At 72.1% G+C, this 16,483-nt stretch carries 15 protein-coding genes and 1 pseudogene; 8 read left to right on the plus strand and 8 right to left on the minus strand.

Annotated elements, in window-relative coordinates; all coding sequences use genetic code 11:
• Window positions 1-83 precede the first annotated feature (83 nt).
• The gene (locus ACFYZJ_RS29880; RefSeq protein WP_388573084.1) at window positions 84-512 is read right to left on the minus strand and encodes a gamma-glutamylcyclotransferase family protein; all 429 of its coding nucleotides are present in this window, start codon (window positions 510-512) and stop codon (window positions 84-86) included.
• A 141-nt stretch (window positions 513-653) separates the two neighbouring features.
• Here ACFYZJ_RS29880 and ACFYZJ_RS29885 point away from each other — a divergent pair, with 141 nt between their 5' ends.
• Both ACFYZJ_RS29885 and ACFYZJ_RS29890 read left to right on the plus strand, forming a co-directional pair.
• A complete protein-coding gene (locus tag ACFYZJ_RS29885) occupies window positions 654-2,306 on the plus strand; it encodes a M4 family metallopeptidase (protein ID WP_388573086.1) in 1,653 nt (550 codons plus the stop codon).
• A 76-nt stretch (window positions 2,307-2,382) separates the two neighbouring features.
• Window positions 2,383-3,279: an aminoglycoside phosphotransferase family protein gene (locus tag ACFYZJ_RS29890; RefSeq protein ID WP_388573087.1), complete on the plus strand. Its 897-nt coding sequence runs from the start codon at window positions 2,383-2,385 to the stop codon at window positions 3,277-3,279.
• Window positions 3,280-3,313: 34 nt separating this feature from the next.
• On the opposite strand, the gene ACFYZJ_RS29895 is transcribed toward ACFYZJ_RS29890, so the two are convergent.
• The 3 genes from ACFYZJ_RS29895 to ACFYZJ_RS29905 are packed head-to-tail and all read right to left on the minus strand — an operon-like array spanning window position 3,314 to window position 5,027.
• Window positions 3,314-4,213 carry an MFS transporter gene (locus ACFYZJ_RS29895; protein ID WP_388573223.1) on the minus strand — a complete coding sequence of 300 codons (900 nt, stop codon included), beginning with the start codon at window positions 4,211-4,213 and terminating at the stop codon, window positions 3,314-3,316.
• Entirely contained in the window at window positions 4,126-4,611 is a 486-nt protein-coding gene (locus ACFYZJ_RS29900; RefSeq protein WP_388573088.1) for an MFS transporter, read from the minus strand. The genes ACFYZJ_RS29895 and ACFYZJ_RS29900 overlap by 88 nt, the downstream gene beginning before the upstream one ends.
• On the minus strand, window positions 4,608-5,027 hold the full coding sequence (locus tag ACFYZJ_RS29905; protein WP_388573089.1) for a MarR family winged helix-turn-helix transcriptional regulator: 420 nt from the start codon (window positions 5,025-5,027) through the stop codon (window positions 4,608-4,610). Before ACFYZJ_RS29905 ends, ACFYZJ_RS29900 begins: the two co-directional genes overlap by 4 nt.
• Window positions 5,028-5,506: 479 nt before the next feature.
• Here ACFYZJ_RS29905 and ACFYZJ_RS29910 point away from each other — a divergent pair, with 479 nt between their 5' ends.
• Entirely contained in the window at window positions 5,507-6,031 is a 525-nt protein-coding gene (locus ACFYZJ_RS29910; RefSeq protein ID WP_388573091.1) for a hypothetical protein, read from the plus strand.
• A gap of 120 nt (window positions 6,032-6,151) precedes the next feature.
• Window positions 6,152-6,772 (plus strand): class F sortase, encoded by a 621-nt coding sequence (locus ACFYZJ_RS29915; protein ID WP_388573093.1) that lies wholly within the window; start codon window positions 6,152-6,154, stop codon window positions 6,770-6,772.
• A gap of 13 nt (window positions 6,773-6,785) precedes the next feature.
• Here the strand turns inward: ACFYZJ_RS29915 and ACFYZJ_RS29920 are convergent, their stop codons facing one another.
• The 4 genes from ACFYZJ_RS29920 to ACFYZJ_RS29935 all read right to left on the minus strand — a co-directional run bounded on the left by ACFYZJ_RS29920 (window position 6,786) and on the right by ACFYZJ_RS29935 (window position 11,890).
• Window positions 6,786-7,568: a sulfite exporter TauE/SafE family protein gene (locus ACFYZJ_RS29920; RefSeq protein WP_388573094.1), complete on the minus strand. Its 783-nt coding sequence runs from the start codon at window positions 7,566-7,568 to the stop codon at window positions 6,786-6,788.
• A 166-nt stretch (window positions 7,569-7,734) separates the two neighbouring features.
• Window positions 7,735-8,088, minus strand: coding sequence for a nitrite reductase small subunit NirD (gene nirD, locus ACFYZJ_RS29925; protein WP_388573096.1), 354 nt, complete (start codon window positions 8,086-8,088; stop codon window positions 7,735-7,737).
• On the minus strand, window positions 8,085-10,673 hold the full coding sequence (gene nirB, locus ACFYZJ_RS29930; protein WP_388573098.1) for a nitrite reductase large subunit NirB: 2,589 nt from the start codon (window positions 10,671-10,673) through the stop codon (window positions 8,085-8,087). Before nirB ends, nirD begins: the two co-directional genes overlap by 4 nt.
• Window positions 10,673-11,890 carry an NAD(P)/FAD-dependent oxidoreductase gene (locus tag ACFYZJ_RS29935; protein WP_388573100.1) on the minus strand — a complete coding sequence of 406 codons (1,218 nt, stop codon included), beginning with the start codon at window positions 11,888-11,890 and terminating at the stop codon, window positions 10,673-10,675. Before ACFYZJ_RS29935 ends, nirB begins: the two co-directional genes overlap by 1 nt.
• Window positions 11,891-11,951: 61 nt before the next feature.
• Here ACFYZJ_RS29935 and ACFYZJ_RS29940 point away from each other — a divergent pair.
• From ACFYZJ_RS29940 to ACFYZJ_RS29955, 4 genes and pseudogenes are all read left to right on the plus strand, one after another.
• Window positions 11,952-12,711, plus strand: a pseudogene (locus tag ACFYZJ_RS29940) (SDR family NAD(P)-dependent oxidoreductase).
• 199 nt (window positions 12,712-12,910) lie between these two features.
• Window positions 12,911-13,522: a hypothetical protein gene (locus ACFYZJ_RS29945; RefSeq protein ID WP_388573101.1), complete on the plus strand. Its 612-nt coding sequence runs from the start codon at window positions 12,911-12,913 to the stop codon at window positions 13,520-13,522.
• A 397-nt stretch (window positions 13,523-13,919) separates the two neighbouring features.
• On the plus strand, window positions 13,920-15,170 hold the full coding sequence (locus ACFYZJ_RS29950) for a PucR family transcriptional regulator (RefSeq protein WP_388573103.1): 1,251 nt from the start codon (window positions 13,920-13,922) through the stop codon (window positions 15,168-15,170).
• Between the two features lie 283 nt (window positions 15,171-15,453).
• A complete protein-coding gene (locus ACFYZJ_RS29955; protein ID WP_388573105.1) occupies window positions 15,454-16,332 on the plus strand; it encodes an alpha/beta fold hydrolase in 879 nt (292 codons plus the stop codon).
• Window positions 16,333-16,483 lie beyond the last annotated feature (151 nt).

Consider the following 16,483-nt stretch of genomic DNA (forward strand, 5'->3'; position numbering starts at 1 on the left):
CGGGGGCACACGGCGTGGTCGCCCGCACGAGGGACGCATGCGTGTGGGGGCGGCGGTCGGCCTCCGGCACCCTGTGCCGGGGCTCAGCCCGTTTCCGCGCTCCGCCGGTTGAGCCAGTCCCCGCTCTCGATCGGCTTGCCCCGGGTCCGCAGCCGGGCCGCGACGGCGGGTGCGGCGAGGTAGACCCAGGCCCGTACGGTTCTGCCGTCCGCGGTGGTCACATCCCGCTGCACCCGCTCGTACAGGCTGCGCGGATCGCCCGGCACGTACTCCTCGAGGCGGTCCAGGACGGCGAGCAGCCCGTCGTACGTCTCGGGCCGCGCGGTGACGATCTCGCCGGTGACCGTGGAGCCGTCCTCGTCCGCCACCGCGAAGGGATATCCGGGCCCTTGGTACAGCACCGCGCCACGCAGCAGGCCCGGCTCCTCGGAGCCGGTGCGGCCACGCAGGAAGAGGGTGTGGTTGTGCTCCCCGGGGCGCAGCGTCCCGTAGACGAAGAACGGCAGTCTCACAGAACCGATTCTTCCCCCTCACACATCTCCTCCGCTGATCCATGGACATGACATGTCCTGGACCCTTCAATCGAAGGAACGCCAGGGGGACTTCGCCCCTGCCCTCCCCACGCGCCCCCGGGCGCCTTCCCTAGGAGACCGATGAGCCGGATACGGCCTGCCCGAGGTTCCCGTCTCACCGCGGCCGGCACCGCCGCGACCGCCGCCGCCCTGCTGGCCGCCGCGCTCGCCCCGGCCCCCGCCGCCGGCGCGGCCGACAGACCCAGCCGGTCCACCGCGATCCGCGACGCCGCGGCGGTGCTGGTGCGCGAGGCCGCACGGCTGGGCCTGACGTCGGCGCAGGGCACGAGCGTACGGGACGTCGTCGTGGACCCGGACGGCAGCCGGCATGTGCGCTACGACCGGACATACCGTCAGCTCCCGGTACTCGGCGGCGACTTCGTGGTCCACATGGCACCCGACGGCTCCTACCGCGGCGCCGACCGGGCCACGCAGCGCACCTTGTCCGTACCGACGATCACTCCGACCGTGAAGGCCCCCAGGGCCGCCGACCTCGCCACCGCCGCGCTGCGCGCCGCGAACGCCGGGAAGTTGATCGAGCACCTGACCGCCAAGCCGCAGCTCGTCGTCGACGCGCTGCACGGCACGCCCCGGCTGGCCTGGCGCACCGAGGTCGCGGGGCAGGACTCGCTCGGCAACCCGGTCGCGCGCACCGTCGTCACGGACGCGGGCACCGGACGGCAGATCGACGCCTGGGACACCATCGAGACGGCGACCGGTGACGGGAAGTCCCTCTACAGCGGCACGGTTCCGCTTGAGACGACGCAGTCCGGGTCGACGTACCAGCTCCAGGACCCGACGCGGGGCAACACGTACACGGGCGACGCCGGGAACAAGACCGACCTGTGCTTCCTCACCACCATCTGCGTCAGCCGCGCCCCCGCCACCCTCTTCACCGACTCCGACAACCACTGGGGTTCGGGCACGGTGTCGGACCGCTCCTCGGCGGCGGTGGACGCGCAGTACGGCACCGATGTGACCTGGGACTACTACAAGAACGTGCACGGGCGCAGCGGCATCGCGGGCGACGGCAAGGGCTCGTACAACCGGGTGCACTACGGCACGAACTACAACAACGCGTTCTGGGACGACAACTGCTTCTGCATGACGTACGGCGACGGTGACGGGACGACGCTCGGGCCGCTGGTGGCGCTGGACGTGGCCGGGCACGAGATGACGCACGGCGTGACGTCGAAGACGGCGGCGCTGGCGTACTCCGGGGAGTCGGGCGGCCTGAACGAGGCGACCTCCGACATCTTCGGGACGCTGGTGGAGTGGTACGCGAACAACGCCTCCGACCCCGGTGACTACCTGATCGGCGAGAAGATCGTCCGGTCGGGCTTCGGCGGGACGGCGTTGCGCTACATGGACAAGCCGTCCAAGGACGGCAACTCCGCGGACTGCTGGAGCAGTTCGGTGGGCCAGCTGGACGTGCACTACTCCTCCGGCGTCGCGAACCACTTCGCGTACCTGCTCGCGGAGGGCAGCGGCGCCAAGACCCTCAACGGTGTGTCCTACAACTCCCCCACCTGCAACGGATCGACGGTGACGGGCATCGGACGGGACAAGCTCGGGGCGATCTGGTACCGGGCGCTGACGGTCTACATGACGTCCTCGACGAACTACGCGGGCGCCCGCACGGCCACGCTGAACGCCGCGAAGGACCTGTACGGGGCGGGCAGCACGGAGTACGACGCGGTGGCGGCGGCCTGGAGCGCCGTGAACGTCGGCTGAGGGAAACACGGTGGCGGGCCGGGTGCCGCCCTGCCTAGGCTGCGGCATCCGACCGCCGTACCCCCGCTGGAGACCGATGCCCGTCGCGAGAATGCACGCCGACGAACTGGACGTGGACACCGCGCTGGTGCGTCGGCTGATCGCCGCACAGTTTCCCCGGTGGGCCGGGCTGCCGGTCAGCGAGGTGCCGTCCGCCGGGACGGACAACGCCATGTACCGGCTGGGCGACGACATGGTCGTGCGGCTGCCCCGGCGCCCCGACGGGGCGCGGCAGGTGGACAAGGAACAGCGCTGGCTGCCGCTGCTGGCTCCACACCTGCCGCTGACCGTCCCGGTGCCGCTCGGCCGGGGCACCCCGGCGCCCGGGTACGCACAGCCGTGGTCGGTGCTGCGCTGGCTGGACGGCCGGAACGCCTACGACGCCCCGATCACCGAACTGGACGCGGCAGCCGTCGAGTTGGGGCGTTTCGTGGCGGTCCTGCGGCGGGTCGACGCGAGCGGCGGCCCGGCGTCCTGGCGGGGCGGCCCGGTGGCGGCGAACGACGCGTACGTCCGCGCGGCCATCCGCGACCTGGGCGCGGACGGCGCGGTGGACGCGGACGCGGCGACCGCGCTGTGGGAGGAGGTCCTCCGGCTCCCGCAGTGGGAGGGCGATCCGGTCTGGCTGCACGGGGACCTGCTGCCCGGCAACCTGCTCACGACCGGGGGCCGACTCACCGCGGTGATCGACTTCGGCGGCCTGGGTGTGGGCGACCCGGCGGCCGACACGCTGGCCGCATGGGCGGTCTTCACCCCGGGCACCCGCGACCTGTTCCGCGAGGCGGCCGCCGTGGACGACGCGACCTGGGCCCGGGGCCGGGGCTGGGCGCTGTGCTTCGGCCTGATGGCGGAGCACTACTACCGGGAGACGAACCCGGTCCTGGCGGCGGTGGGGCACCGGGCGGTGACCGAGGCGCTGGACGACTGGCTGTGACGGCCTGGGGGTGAGGCGGGGGGAACGGACTCGCTCACGCGGCCTCACTCGTCAGCCGCTGCGGGGCCGTCCCGGCCTGCGCCCCCACACGGCTCGAGGCGGAGGCCCCGGGCAGCGCCGCCAGACAGCCGACCATGGCCAGGACGAGCGCCGCCGAGCAGCCCAGAAGCGTCGGCGTGTAGCCGCCCGTCACGTCGTGCAGTACACCGGGCAGGTAGGAGCCCAGCGAGGAGCCGACCTGGTGCGCCATGGACAGCAGGCCGAAGACCAGCCCCAGCGACTCGGCCGGGAAGTTCCGGGTGGCGATGAGGTGGGCGGGCGCCACGGTGGCGAAGTCGACGAGCCCGAAGGCGACGCTGATGACGACGAGCCACACTCCGTACGGCGCGAGCGCCAGCAGCACCAGGACCAGGGCGCGCGTGCCGTAGAGCACGGCGAGGATGCGTGCGCAGTTGTAACGGTCGCTCAACGGGCCCGAGATGACGGTCCCGGCGATGTTGGCCGCGGCCAGCAGGCTCACCGCCGTGCCGGTCAGCGCGGTGGAGGCCCCGTGGTCGTGGGCGATGGAGACCAGGTGCGTGTCCATCAGGCCGGTGGTGGTCACCCCGCACACGAAGAACGGCGCGAGCAGCCCCCACAGCAGCGGCGAGCGCAGCACCTCCTTCACGTTCCCCCGGCCGGCCGTCGGCTCCGCCGTCTCCGTCAGGTCCGGTCCGCCGTACGGCTCCAGACCGCGGTCGGCGGGGGCCGAACGCAGCAGCAGCGCGACCAGCGGGCCCACGAGGGCGACCAGCAGGACACCCTCGACGACGAGCGTGGTGCGCCAGCCGTAGGCGTCGATCAGGATCAGCGACAGGGGGTGAAGACGAACTGGCCGGCCCCGAAGCCCGATTCGACCAGGCCGAAGGCCAGCCCGCGCCGCTCGGTGAACCAGTGCCGCACCACCAGACCGGCCGTCACGCCGGAGGCGGCGCTGAAGCCGAGTGTGGCCAGCACGCCGTACAGGCCCAGCAGGACCGGCACCGAGGAGGCGGCCGAGGACAGCAGCAGGCCCGCGCCCGCCACGAACACGCCGCCGACGAGGACCGTGCGCGGCCCGAACCGCCCGGCGAGCTGGCCGACGAAGGGCTGGGTGAAGCCGTAGACGAGGTAGCTGACCAGGCTGATGGCGCTGATGGTGCCGAGGCCGGCGTGCAGGCCGTCCCGCCAGGCGGGCACGAAGGCACCGAAGGCGATCCGCGCCCCCTGTGCCGTGAGCAGGCCGAGCAGGACCAGGGCGAGCATGCCCCAGGCCGGGTGGACGCACGCGCCGGCCCGCATCTTCTCCTTCACTGTTCTCCCTTCGCCATGGCGCGCAGACCGGCGTACAGCCGCTCCGTCTCCTGCGGTCCGAAGGGCCGCAGGATCTGCTCGTTGAGCTCGGCGACCGTCCTGTCCACCTCCTCGCGCAGCGCGGCGCCCCGCGGGGTGAGCCGCAGCCGGACCAGCCGCCGGTCACGGTCGTCCGCGGCGCGCGTGACCAGGCCGGCCCGCTCCAGCCGGTCGAGGACGCCGGTGATGGTCGCGCTGTCCATGACGAGCCGTTCGCACAACTGGGCCGCGGTGCGGCCGTCCTGCTCCCACAGCCCGGCCAGCACGGAGTACTGCGGCACGGTCAGGCCGACGGACTTCAGCCGGCGCTTCAGCTCCCCGTGCACCTGCTGGTACGCCTTGCCGAGGGCGAAGACCACGCACTCGTCGATGTCCACCGCATCTCCTCCGGATCTCCTCCGGTTTCTCTCGCACACGAGAGACTGGTGCGCGAGAGATCCGCGCGTCACCCGCCAGGGGCGGCCGTCTCGCCCACCGGGACGGGAACGGCACGCCGGGCGACCGGGCGGCGCGGACACGACGCCGGGCACGAGGCCGTCGCGCTCTTCGGCCCGTCCAGCCTGCGCCGGAGTCGGCCGCCCGCCCTTCCGGCCTCGCACCTGACGGGTGGTCACTCGTTCGCCGCCGCGCCTTCACCCTTTGGGGGCCGCTTCCGCGATACGGCAGCCCCACATCCTGTGACCTGCCACAACGTCGTCGCGACCCTCGCCGCCCGACACCCGTTCACCGTATTTCTGACGCTCTGTCAGCGAGCGGGCGCGCGCCGCCGGCCTTTACCTCGACAGTGCGGGGACACGACCGACACAGCGGCACGCCGGTGATGCCGCGGGCCGTGTCCCGCCCGAGGAGCACCACGATGCGACGTACGGCCCGTTCGCTGACCGGCACCGCGCTCGCCCTCGCCGCCGCGGGGCTCGCCGCCGCGCCCGCGTACGGCGGTGAGACCGGGCGCCTGGAGGTCTTCCCCTCCATGGCCGTGCCCGGGAGCGAGGTCACCGTCAACACGGCGGCGTGCGGTGCGGACGGCTCCGCGGCGGGCGATGCCACCGCGGTCGGCGGCGGCACGTTCACGCTCGCGCCCAGCACGCACGAGCAGGACGCGATCGGCCGGTTCCGGGTGCCGCCGAGCGCCCAGCCGGGGACGTACGAGATCGTCGCCACGTGCTCCGGCGGCCGGCGGGCCAGGGTGACCGGCGACCTGACGGTCACCCTGAGCGCGGCCAAGGATCGGACGCGTCCGCGAGGAAGCGTGAAGACGGGGGTCGGCGGTGCACTCGGCCCCGACCCCGTGCGGACCGCGGCCGGTGTGACGGCACTCGCCGTCGCCGCCGCGGGCGGTACCTGGCTCCTGCATCGCCGGCTGAAAGGCGACGGGATCTGACGGACACCTCCGCTGTCCGTCCGCCGGTACCGCCTCCCCGTCCCCCTCCGGGTCCGACTGCCCCTCGCGGCCCGGAGGGGGTCCGGGACCCCCGGCTCCCCCGGAAGGAAGGAGACTCGTGTGCGCAAGGTGGGCAATGCCGCGATAGCGTCCGTGACGATGGTCTCCCTCTGCTCCGGCGCCTGGCTGCTGCACAGCGCCTACCACTCCGAGGCACCCCCTCAGCCATCAGCCGCGCAGGGCGCCGTGGACCCCGACCGCGAGGGTTCCGCCGCGCCGGCGCTGCCGCCCTCCCCGCCCGACCGCATCCGCATCCCCTCGATCCACGTGGACGCCCCGCTGATGGGCCTGCGGCTGACCAGTGCGGGCAGCCTGGACGTCCCGCCCGCCGAGAACAAGAACCTCGCCGGCTGGTACGAGGCCGGCACCATGCCCGGTGAGACGGGCACCGCCATCGTCGCCGGGCACGTCGACAACTCCCGGGGTCCGGCGGTCTTCTACGACCTGGGCGCCCTGAGCAAGGGCAGCACCATCGAGATCGGCCGCCGCGACGGCTCGACCGCTGTGTTCACGGTGGACGCGGTGGAGGTCTACGCCGCGCGGAACTTCCCCGACGACAAGGTGTACGGCGCGGCGGGGCGCCCGGAGCTACGGGTGATCACCTGCGGCGGCGGCTACTCGAAGGCGACGGGCTACCAGGGCAACGTGGTCGTCTTCGCCCATCTGACGGGCAGCCGCTGAACCGTCACGCCGCTCAGGACAGCCACTGCTGGTAGGCCAGGTTCGCGACCAGCGTGAACACCACCGTCAGCAGCACGATCCGCACGAAGCCGCTGCCCCGCTTCAGCGCCGTCCGCGCCCCGATCATGCCGCCCGCCAGGTTGAAGCCGGCCATCAGCACCGCCAGCTGCCAGAACACCGTGCCCTTCCAGGCGAACGTGGCGAGCGCGCCCGCGTTGGTGCAGCAGTTGACGATCTTCGCGGTGGCGGAGGCGGTCACCAGGTCCAGGTGCAGCACCGCGGTGAGCGCCAGGACGAGGAAGGTGCCGGTACCGGGGCCGATGAGGCCGTCGTAGAAACCGATGCCCAGGCCCGCGAGCCCGATCGCGGCGAGCACCCGGCGCGCGGAGACCGGTCCGGTGGAGGGGGCGGTGCCGAAGGCGGGACGCAGGATCACGAAGGCGCCGACGCCGAGCAGCACCACCATGACGACCGGCTTGAGGACATCGGTGCTCAGCCCGGCGGCCACGAACGCCCCGGCCGTGGACCCGGCGAGCGCCGCGATCCCGATCCGTACGGCCGTCCCCACGTCGACCGGTGTCCGGCGCGCGTACGTCACGGCCGCCCCCGTCGTCCCGACGATCGCCACTGCCTTGTTGGTGCCGAGCGCGTACGACGCCGGGGTGCCGCCGGGCAGCCCCAGCAGCAGTACGGGAAGCATCAGCAGACCGCCTCCCCCGACCACGGCGTCGATCCAGCCGGCCGCGAGGGCGGCGAGGCACAGGGCCGCGACCATGGTCAGTGAGATGTCGGGCATGATCATGACCCTAGGGACGGCATCGGTGGCCCGTCCATCCCTCTGAGGGTCTTCTGAGGTTGCCGCCCGGCCGGTCACCGGCCTGCTCACAGGCCCGGCCAGAGGTCCGGCCGCCGGGCCTGTGACGGTCCCGGCGGCCGGAGGGAAGGGTCCTGGCCGGGCGTCCTCAGGCGGCCCGTACCTCGTACGCCGCCACCCGGACCGTCTCGTCGTCCAGGCACTGGCCGGTCTCCAGGTCGAAGCGCTGCTTCAGCAGCGGTGAGGCGACGAAGGGGCGGCCCTGGTGGGTGCCGGTGAGGCCGCGGGACAGGACCGCGGCGCCGCCGAAGGGGTCCCGGTTGTCGATGCCGTACAGCCGGCCCGCGCGGTCGCGGAAGAGGGCGACCTGGCGGCCGTCCGGCAGCAGTGCCGCCACGCCACGGCCCGGGGTCAGCGTGCTCAGGTCGCAGACCTGGAACCAGGTGTCCTCGTCGATCCGGAGCTGGACCTTCAGGTCGGTGGTCTCGAGTGCCAGGGTCATCGCTGGGCGCTTCCTTCCAGGGGTCGCGTGCCGATGGTGAGCAGCGGCAGGTCGGGCTTGATCTGGTCGCGCTCGGGGACGAAGCCGACGACCGGGTCGGGGGTGTCCGGCGCGTTGATGAAGGACACGAACCGGGCCAGCTTCTCGGGGTCGTTGATGGTCTCGGCCCACTCGTCGCGGTAGTTCGCGACGTGCGCCTGCATGAGCTTCTCCAACTCGTCGCAGATGCCGAGCGAGTCGTGGACGACGACGTCGCGCACGTGGTCCAGGCCGCCGGGGATCCGCTCCAGCCAGGTGGAGGTGCGCTCCAGGCGGTCGGCCGTGCGGATGTAGAACATCAGGAACCGGTCGATCAGGCGGACCAGTTCGGCGTCGCTCAGGTCCTGGGCGAGCAGGTCCGCGTGACGCGGGGTGGCACCGCCGTTGCCGCCGACGTAGAGGTTCCAGCCGTTGGCGGTGGCGATCACACCGAAGTCCTTCGACTGGGCCTCGGCGCACTCGCGGGCGCAGCCGGAGACGGCCGACTTCAGCTTGTGCGGGGAGCGCAGGCCCCGGTAGCGCAGCTCCAGGTCGATCGCCATGCGGACGGAGTCCTGGACGCCGTAGCGGCACCAGGTGGAGCCCACGCAGGACTTCACCGTGCGCAGCGCCTTGCCGTACGCGTGCCCGGACTCGAAACCGGCGTCCACCAGCCGGGCCCAGATCAGCGGGAGCTGCTCGACCCGCGCGCCGAACATGTCGATCCGCTGACCGCCGGTGATCTTCGTGTAGAGGCCGAAGTCCCGGGCGATCTCACCGATCACGATCAGCTTCTCCGGGGTGATCTCACCGCCGGGGATGCGCGGCACGACCGAGCAGGAGCCGTTCTTCTGCAGGTTGGCCAGGAAGTGGTCGTTGCTGTCCTGCAGCGCGGCCTGCTCGCCGTCCAGGACGTAGCCGCTCGCGCCGATCGTCGGGGCGAGGGAGGCGATGATCGAGGCGACGGCGGGCTTGCAGACCTCGCAGCCGTCGCCGCCCCGGGCCTCCTCGCGGCCGTAGCGGTCGAGCAGGTCCTGGTAGGTGTTGATGCGCAGGGCGAGGACGATCTCGTACAGCTCCTCGCGGGTCCGGGAGAAGCAGCCGCACAGGCCCTTGTCGACCTCGACGCCGGACGCCTCCAGCTCGGCCGTGACCAGCTGGCCGAGGACCTTGACGCAGCTGCCGCAGGTCGTGCCGGCCTTGGTGCACTTCTTCACCTCGGGCACGGTGGTGCACTTGTGCTCGGTGACCGCCCCGCGGATCGTGCCCTTGGTGACGTTGTTGCAGGAGCAGATGATCGCGTCGTCCGGCAGCGCGGTCGGGCCGAGCTGGGCGGACTCCCCCGCGCCGGCGGGCAGCACCAGCGACTCGGGCGAGACGGGCGGCACCGAACCGGTGAAGGCCTTCAGCGTGCCGTACGCCTCCGCGTCGCCGACCAGGATGCCGCCGAGCAGGGTGCCGTCGCGGCCGATGACCAGCTTCTTGTACAGGCCCGAGCGGGAGTCGGAGTAGACGACGTCGAGGCAGTCCTCGGTGGTGCCGTGCGCGTCGCCGAAGGAGGCCACGTCCACACCGAGCAGCTTGAGCTTGGTGGACAGGTCGGCACCCGTGAAGGACGCCTCGTCGGCGGCGACCGTCGCGGCCGCCGTCTCGGCCTGCTCGTAACCGGGGGCCACCAGGCCGTACACCCGGCCGTCCGCGGCCAGCGCGCACTCGCCGATCGCGAACACGTGCGGATCGGTGACCGTGCGGCACTGCTCGTCGACGGTGATGCCGCCGCGCTCGCCGACCGCCAGGCCGCAGTCCCGGGCGAGCTGGTCGCGGGGGCGGACACCGGCGGAGAAGACGACCATGTCGGTGGCGAGTTCGGAGCCGTCGGAGAGCTTCATGCCGGTGACGGCGCCGTCGTCGCCGACGACGATCTCCTGGGTGCCCGTGCCGGTGTGCACGGTCAGGCCCATGTCCTCGATGGTGCGCAGCAGCGCGGCGCCGCCGCCCTCGTCGACCTGCACCGGCATCAGACGCGGCGCGAACTCCACGATGTGGGTGTTCAGACCGAGGCCCTTGAGCGCGCCGGCCGCCTCCAGGCCGAGCAGACCGCCGCCGACGACCGCGCCGGTGGTGGCCTTCGTCTTCGCGTACTCCTCGATGGCGAGCAGGTCCTCGATGGTGCGGTAGACGAAACAGCCCGTCGCGTCCTTGCCGGGGACCGGCGGGACGAAGGGGTAGGAGCCGGTGGCGAGGACGAGGGTGTCGTACTCGAAGACCTGGCCGGAGCGGGCCGTGACCTTCTTCGCCTCGCGGTCGATGCTCTCCGCGGGGTCGCCGACGTACAGCGCGATGCCGTGGTCGTTGATGAACTCCATGTCCGTCATGGACAGTTCCTCGGGCGTGGTGCCCGAGAAGTACGAGGTGAGCTGGACGCGGTCGTAGGCGGGGCGAGGCTCCTCGCACAGCACGACCACGCGGTGCGTGGCGGTCAGGCCGCGCTCGGCGAGCGCTTCGAGGAAGCGCTGGCCGACCATGCCGTGGCCGACGAGCACGATCGTGGGGGTGCCGGTGGACATCAGGAGCCTCCATCGTTGGTGAGCAGGTGGAGCAGGGGGCCGCCGTTCGTGGGGAGCGGCTCTGCTCCCTCCCAGGCGCGGGCGAGCGCGCCGACGGTGCCGAGTTCGCCGACGAGTACGCCGCCGACCAGGCGGTCGTCGCGGACGACGACCTTCCTGTAGGTGCCGCGGGTGGCGTCGGCGAGCTGCACGACGTCGTCGCCGGGGCGGGGTTCGGTCTCGCCGAAGGCGGCGAGGTCGAGGAAGTCCTGCCCGGCGAGGGTGAGCCGGGTCAGGGATCGGGTGCCGGTGTAGCGGGAGTTCGCGTCTCCGGCCAGCAGACCGGCCAGCGCCTCGGCCTGTTCGAGGGCGGGGGTGGCGAGGCCGTAGACCGTGCCGTCGTGCTGGGCGCAGTCGCCGATGGCCCGGATGTGCGGGTCGCAGGTGCGCAGTTCGTCGTCGACGAGGATGCCCTTGTGGACGGCGAGGCCGGCGTCCTGGGCGAGGCCCACCCGGGGGTGCACACCACAGGCGAGGACCACGAGGTCGGTGTCGAGGGCGTAGCCGTCGGCCATCTCGACGGTGCGGACGGCGCCGCCGAGGGTGCGCACGCCGCGCACCCGGGTCTCGGTGTGGACCTCGACGCCGAGGTCGGTGAGGTGACGGCGCACCAGCTTGGACGCGGACGGGTCGAGCTGGCGTTCCATCAGGCGCTCGGCCTGCTGGGCCAGGACGACCTGGGCGCCGCGGGCGGCGAGCGCGCGGGCGGCGGAGACGCCGAGGAGGCCGCCGCCGATGACGACGGCGCGCACCCCCGCGCGTACCGCCTTCGCCAGACCCAGGCAGTCGTCCATCGTGCGGAACGCGTGGACGCCCTCGGGCAGCTCGGGCCGGTCGGGGGTGAACAGACCGCGCAGGGGCGGCAGGACGGGGTTCGAACCGGTGGCGAGGACGAGCGTGTCGTATGCGATCACCGCGCCGTCCGAGCAGTGGATCTCGCGGGCCGCCCGGTCGATGCGGGTGACCCGGGCGCGCACGAGACGCTCGGGCGCCGGGAGGGAGATCACCTCGGGCGCGTAACGGCCGGCCAGCACGTCCGCGAGCAGCACGCGGTTGTACGGGGGGTGCTCCTCTTCGCCGACGATCAGGGCGGGCATCCCGAGCTCGCCGAGCCGCCGGGCGAGACGGACGCCCGCGAGCCCGGCGCCGATCACCACCACACGCGTATTCGAGGTCATGTGTCGAGCGTGCGGTGCCGACGTTACCCGGCCGCATCACGACTGTTTCCCACCGGGAACGCTGCCCTCAGCGGGGGCGGGGGGTGGGTGTGAGGGTTCCGGGGACGGGGTGGGGGTGGGCTGTGAGGCGGGGGTGGGCGCGGGTGGGGCGTGCAGGTCGTCGTCGCCGGACGCCGGTGGGAGCCGCTGGAGCAGACCGTCGCCCTGATCGAGGAGGGGGGTGGCAAAGCGCTCGCGGTGGCCGACGACGTCTCGCGTGCCGAGGACACCGAGGACCTCGTCCGGGCGGCGGTGGACCGCTTCGCTCGCTCGACCTGGCGGTGAACAACGCGGGTGTCTTCCGTGGCGGCCGGCCCCCGGCCGAGATGTCCGAGGACGACCGGCGCGCCCAGCTCGACATCAACGTCACAGGCGTCCTCCTGGCCCTCGGGGCGGAGATCGCCCGGATGCGGAACCAGGCGTCCGGCGGCACGGCCGTCAACGTGTCCTCCGCCTTCGGCAGGCACACCAGCCCCGCCGGGGCCGCCGCCTACGCCGCCTCCAAGGCCGCCGTCACCGCGCTCAGCCGGGCCGCCGCCCTCGACCGCATCCGTGACGGTGTCCGCATCAACGTGGTCAGCCCCGGCGCGACCGCCACGCCCCTGTCGCTGCGGCCCGGCGAGACGGAGGCCGCCCGCGACGAGCGCGCGAGGGCCACGCTCCCGCTCGGCCACATCTCGGCCACCGAGGAGGTCGCCGCCGCCGTGCTGTACCGGGCCTCCGGCGCCGCCGCGTCGGTCGTGGGCGCGGACCTGGTCGTGGACAGCGGTGGGTCACTGTGAGGTCGCGCCTTTCCACGCGCCACCCCGGCGATCCCCGGCACGCGAACGCCCCCGGGTCCTACCCGGGCCGGCCCACCCCCGGCTCCGCCGGGGAGCGAGGTTCCTCGCCGGGGACCCGCACGGCCCCGCCCGGAGTCGGGGGCGGGGGCAGGGCGAGGTCACGCCACCGTTGTCGGAGCCGACTGGCACAGTGGTCGGCATGGAGGAGCAGCAGCGTACGTCAGTTCGACTCGTCGTCGTCGATCCGGAACTCGATGCCCAGTGCGACCGGGTGGAAGAGCACTTGCTGGTGCCCCTGGCCGCATCCCCGCGCACACCGCGCGATGACACGCTGTTCGCGGAGGGGCTCGCCGCCTTCCGGCGCATCCGCAGCACACTGGCCGAAGCGGTGGCGCGCGGACCGCGGGTGTGGACGCCGAACGGCCGCTGGGAACACGCGGGGCTGCGCATCGTCCGTCTGCCCGGCACGGAGACCGATGTGCTGTATGCGCTGTTGCGTGACCTGTCCGGGGCGCTCGTCGCGCACCCGGACCCCGGCGACGAGCCGTCGGGCGTCGTCGCGGCGCTCCGCGAGGACGTGTCGGCGTCGGGAGAGTCCGCGGTCGGCCTGGTCGGTGCGCTGGCGCGCGTGCTGTCCATGGTGGACCTCACGCCGGATGCGGACACCGCGACCCTCTTCGCCGCACTGGAGGCGGCCGGGGATGAGGATGTCCGGCTCTCCTACGCGCAGGAGGAGGCGTGGCAGCGGCTCGCCCATCGGGTCACCGTGCTGCTGACGGAGTCCGCTCCGCTGCACCGCTTCCTGTACTGAACCGCTGGGACGCTCCCAGCGCAGTCGCCGTCGCCACACAGCGTCCGGAGCGGCGAGAGCCGGCCGGTCCGCTCCGGCAGCGTTCCCGCCCCGGGGCGGTGTTCTGAGCGTGCACAGAGATTTTGCCGGCAGTGCACTCCTTCTCGGTGTCCCACAGGAGCCTCACGGCGGAAGCGAGGGCCGTCTTTGTGCGTTCAGGGACAACCATCAGGGCACTATGGGGCATTTTTCCGGCTTTCTCCGGTGGCAGCGCGCCGCCGGAGCGGTCGTTCGCCTGCGTGCCGCCCCGGTCCGGCGTGACCCGCTCCTTGTGGCCGCGCCCGTGCGCGGATTGTTGAATACGCGAAGCGCGCCTTTCACGACTTGTAGAAAGGACGGGTACGAGGGAGGAGTCACCATGGCCGAGCTCCGGCAACGGGTCCGGGTGGGCAGTGACGCCCTGCAGGAACTGGTCGAGGAACTCGCCGTGCGGCTCCAGCGGTCGGTGGTCATCGACGACCCCCTGGTGCGGCTGATCTGCTCCAGCCAGCACTTCGGGGACGAGGACCCGGTCCGCATCCGCAGCCTGCTGCAGGGCCGGGCCGACGCGGGAATCATCCGGTACGTCCTCGACCAGGGCGTGGCCCGATGGTCGAAGCCGGGCTTCATCGAGGGCCGCGACGACCTGGGGCTGCTCACCCGCTACTGCGTTCCGCTGCGCGAGCGCGGAGAGCTGCTCGGACTGCTGATGGTCGTCGCGCCTCAAGGGGCGCTGACGCGTGAGGAGACCGACACCGTCGCGCGAGCGGTGCCGGCGATCACCGCCCAGCTCCGCGCGGACGAACTGGCCGCCGATGTCGAGAAGCTCGACATGCGGGAGACGCTGCTCTCCTTGTTCGGCACCAGTGAGGCAACCCGTGCCACCGCCCGTCAGCAGATACTCGACGGCGGTCTCCTGCCCGACGCCCCGTACGCCGTGGTGAACGTCGTCCAGGTGTCCCGCTCTCCGGAACCACCCGGTCAGGTGGAGATCGCGCTGCGCGGAGCCCTGGAGCGGTTCCACCACACACGCTCGGCGGACGGCGTCATGGCCGTCGCGCGGGACGGCGCCGTGCTGCTGCAAGTCTCGGACCGGCCCCTGCGGACGCGGGAACTCGAGGACCAGGCCACGGAGGTCCGGGAGGCACTCGCCACCTACCTGGACGCCTCGGCCGCTCCCGTCATCGGCATCGGCGGCGCTCAGGACGGTCTGGCCGCCTCCTGGGCCTCGCACGCTCAGGCACTCGTCGCGGCCCGCGCCGCGCGCCGCCTGCCCCATCTGAAAGGCATCGGCGTGTGGGAGTCGCTGGGCGAGCTCGCCGTGCTGCTGCAGGTGCCGGACGATGTCCTGAGCCCCATGTTGCTGCCCAGACCACTGCGCCTGCTCCTGGAGAGCCCCGGTGGCCAGAAGCTGGAGGAGACGCTGCGGTGCTTCCTCGAGCACGCCGGGTCGATACCGCGCACGGCGGAGGCCCTGCAGATCCACCGCACCTCGCTCTACTACCGGCTGCGCCAGATCCAGGAGGTCACCGGCCTCGATCTGGACAGCGGTGGTGACCGTCTCGTTCTCCACCTGGGCCTGCGGATACGTGAACTGCTGGAAGCACAGGCCGACCAGACCGCGGCGTAACCGGACGGGCCCGGCCGCTCGGTGCACCGGCGGACACCGGGTCTCCACAGACTGACGAAGTTTTCGCCGATCGATCTCTACGGAGCGCGGAGTCGTCTCGTCGCGTTCCACAGAGTGACGAAGTTTTCGCCGATCGATCTCTACGGAGCGCGGTGGTGTGCGAAAAGCCCGACGGTACAGAATTGCGGTACGCAGACGCCGCTTCATACATCGGCTCCATGCACCAGGTCGGTCGCACAGCGCGGCGGACGGAACCGCCGCGGGAATGTGAGGAGGAGCCGAAATGGGAACCGTGGGCCGGCTGACGACCAGTGACGGCATACGACTGGTGTACCAGGACAGCGGTGGCGAGGGATTCCCTCTGGTCATGCTGCACGGCTGGGGCCAGACACAGGAGATGTTCCGCCACCAGGCACGCGGTCTGGCGCCCGCTCGCCGCGTCATCACCCTCGATTTCCGGGGGCACGGCCTGTCCGACAAGCCGCACCACGGCTACCGCATCGCCCGCCTCGCCGCCGACGTCCTGAACCTCGTCGACCATCTGGGGCTCGACCGCTTCGACGCGCTCGGCTGGTCGATGGGGACCTCCGTGTGGTGGAGCTTCATCGACCAGTACGGCACCGGCCGCATCCGCCGTTTCGTCGCCGTGGACCAGCCCGCGGCCGTCGCCGCCGTGCCGTGGATGTCCGCCGAGCAGCAACAGCAGTCGGGTGCCATCTTCGACGTGGCAGGCCTCGTCGCACTCGGCGCGGAACTTGCCGGTCCGCGCGGTGAGCAGGCCCGGTACGACTTCGTTCGCGGCATGTTCTCCGGCGAACCCGACCCCGATCTCCTCTCCTTCGTCGCCGAGCAGATCGGGTTCACCCCGGCCCATGCCGGAGTACCCCTGCTCTTCGACCACTGCGCCCAGGACTGGCGGGACGTGCTCCCCCGCATCGATGTACCCACGCTGGTCATCGGATGCGACGGCAGCCATGTGCACCCGCGTTCGCAGCAGTTCATCGCCCAGCGGATCCCCGGCGCGCGGCTGCACGTCTTCCCGACCACGGTGGCCAACTCGCACTTCCCCTTCCTGGAGAATCCGTCGGCCTTCAACACGGTGGTCGACAAATTCCTCTCGGAGGAGTCGGACGCGGCGGATCACGCCGACGTGAGCGCCTGAATCCGAAACCTATTCGTCACCCTCTCTCGACATCAATTCCACGAAGAACTGAACACATTGAAAAGGACGCGACGGGAGCTCGATATGACCCGGTCGATCACTTCCCCCATGCCTGAAACTGCGGTAAACGATCCGTCCGACACGGCCACGA

The organism is Streptomyces sp. NPDC001848 (assembly GCF_042891915.1).
Lineage (GTDB): Bacteria > Actinomycetota > Actinomycetes > Streptomycetales > Streptomycetaceae > Streptomyces.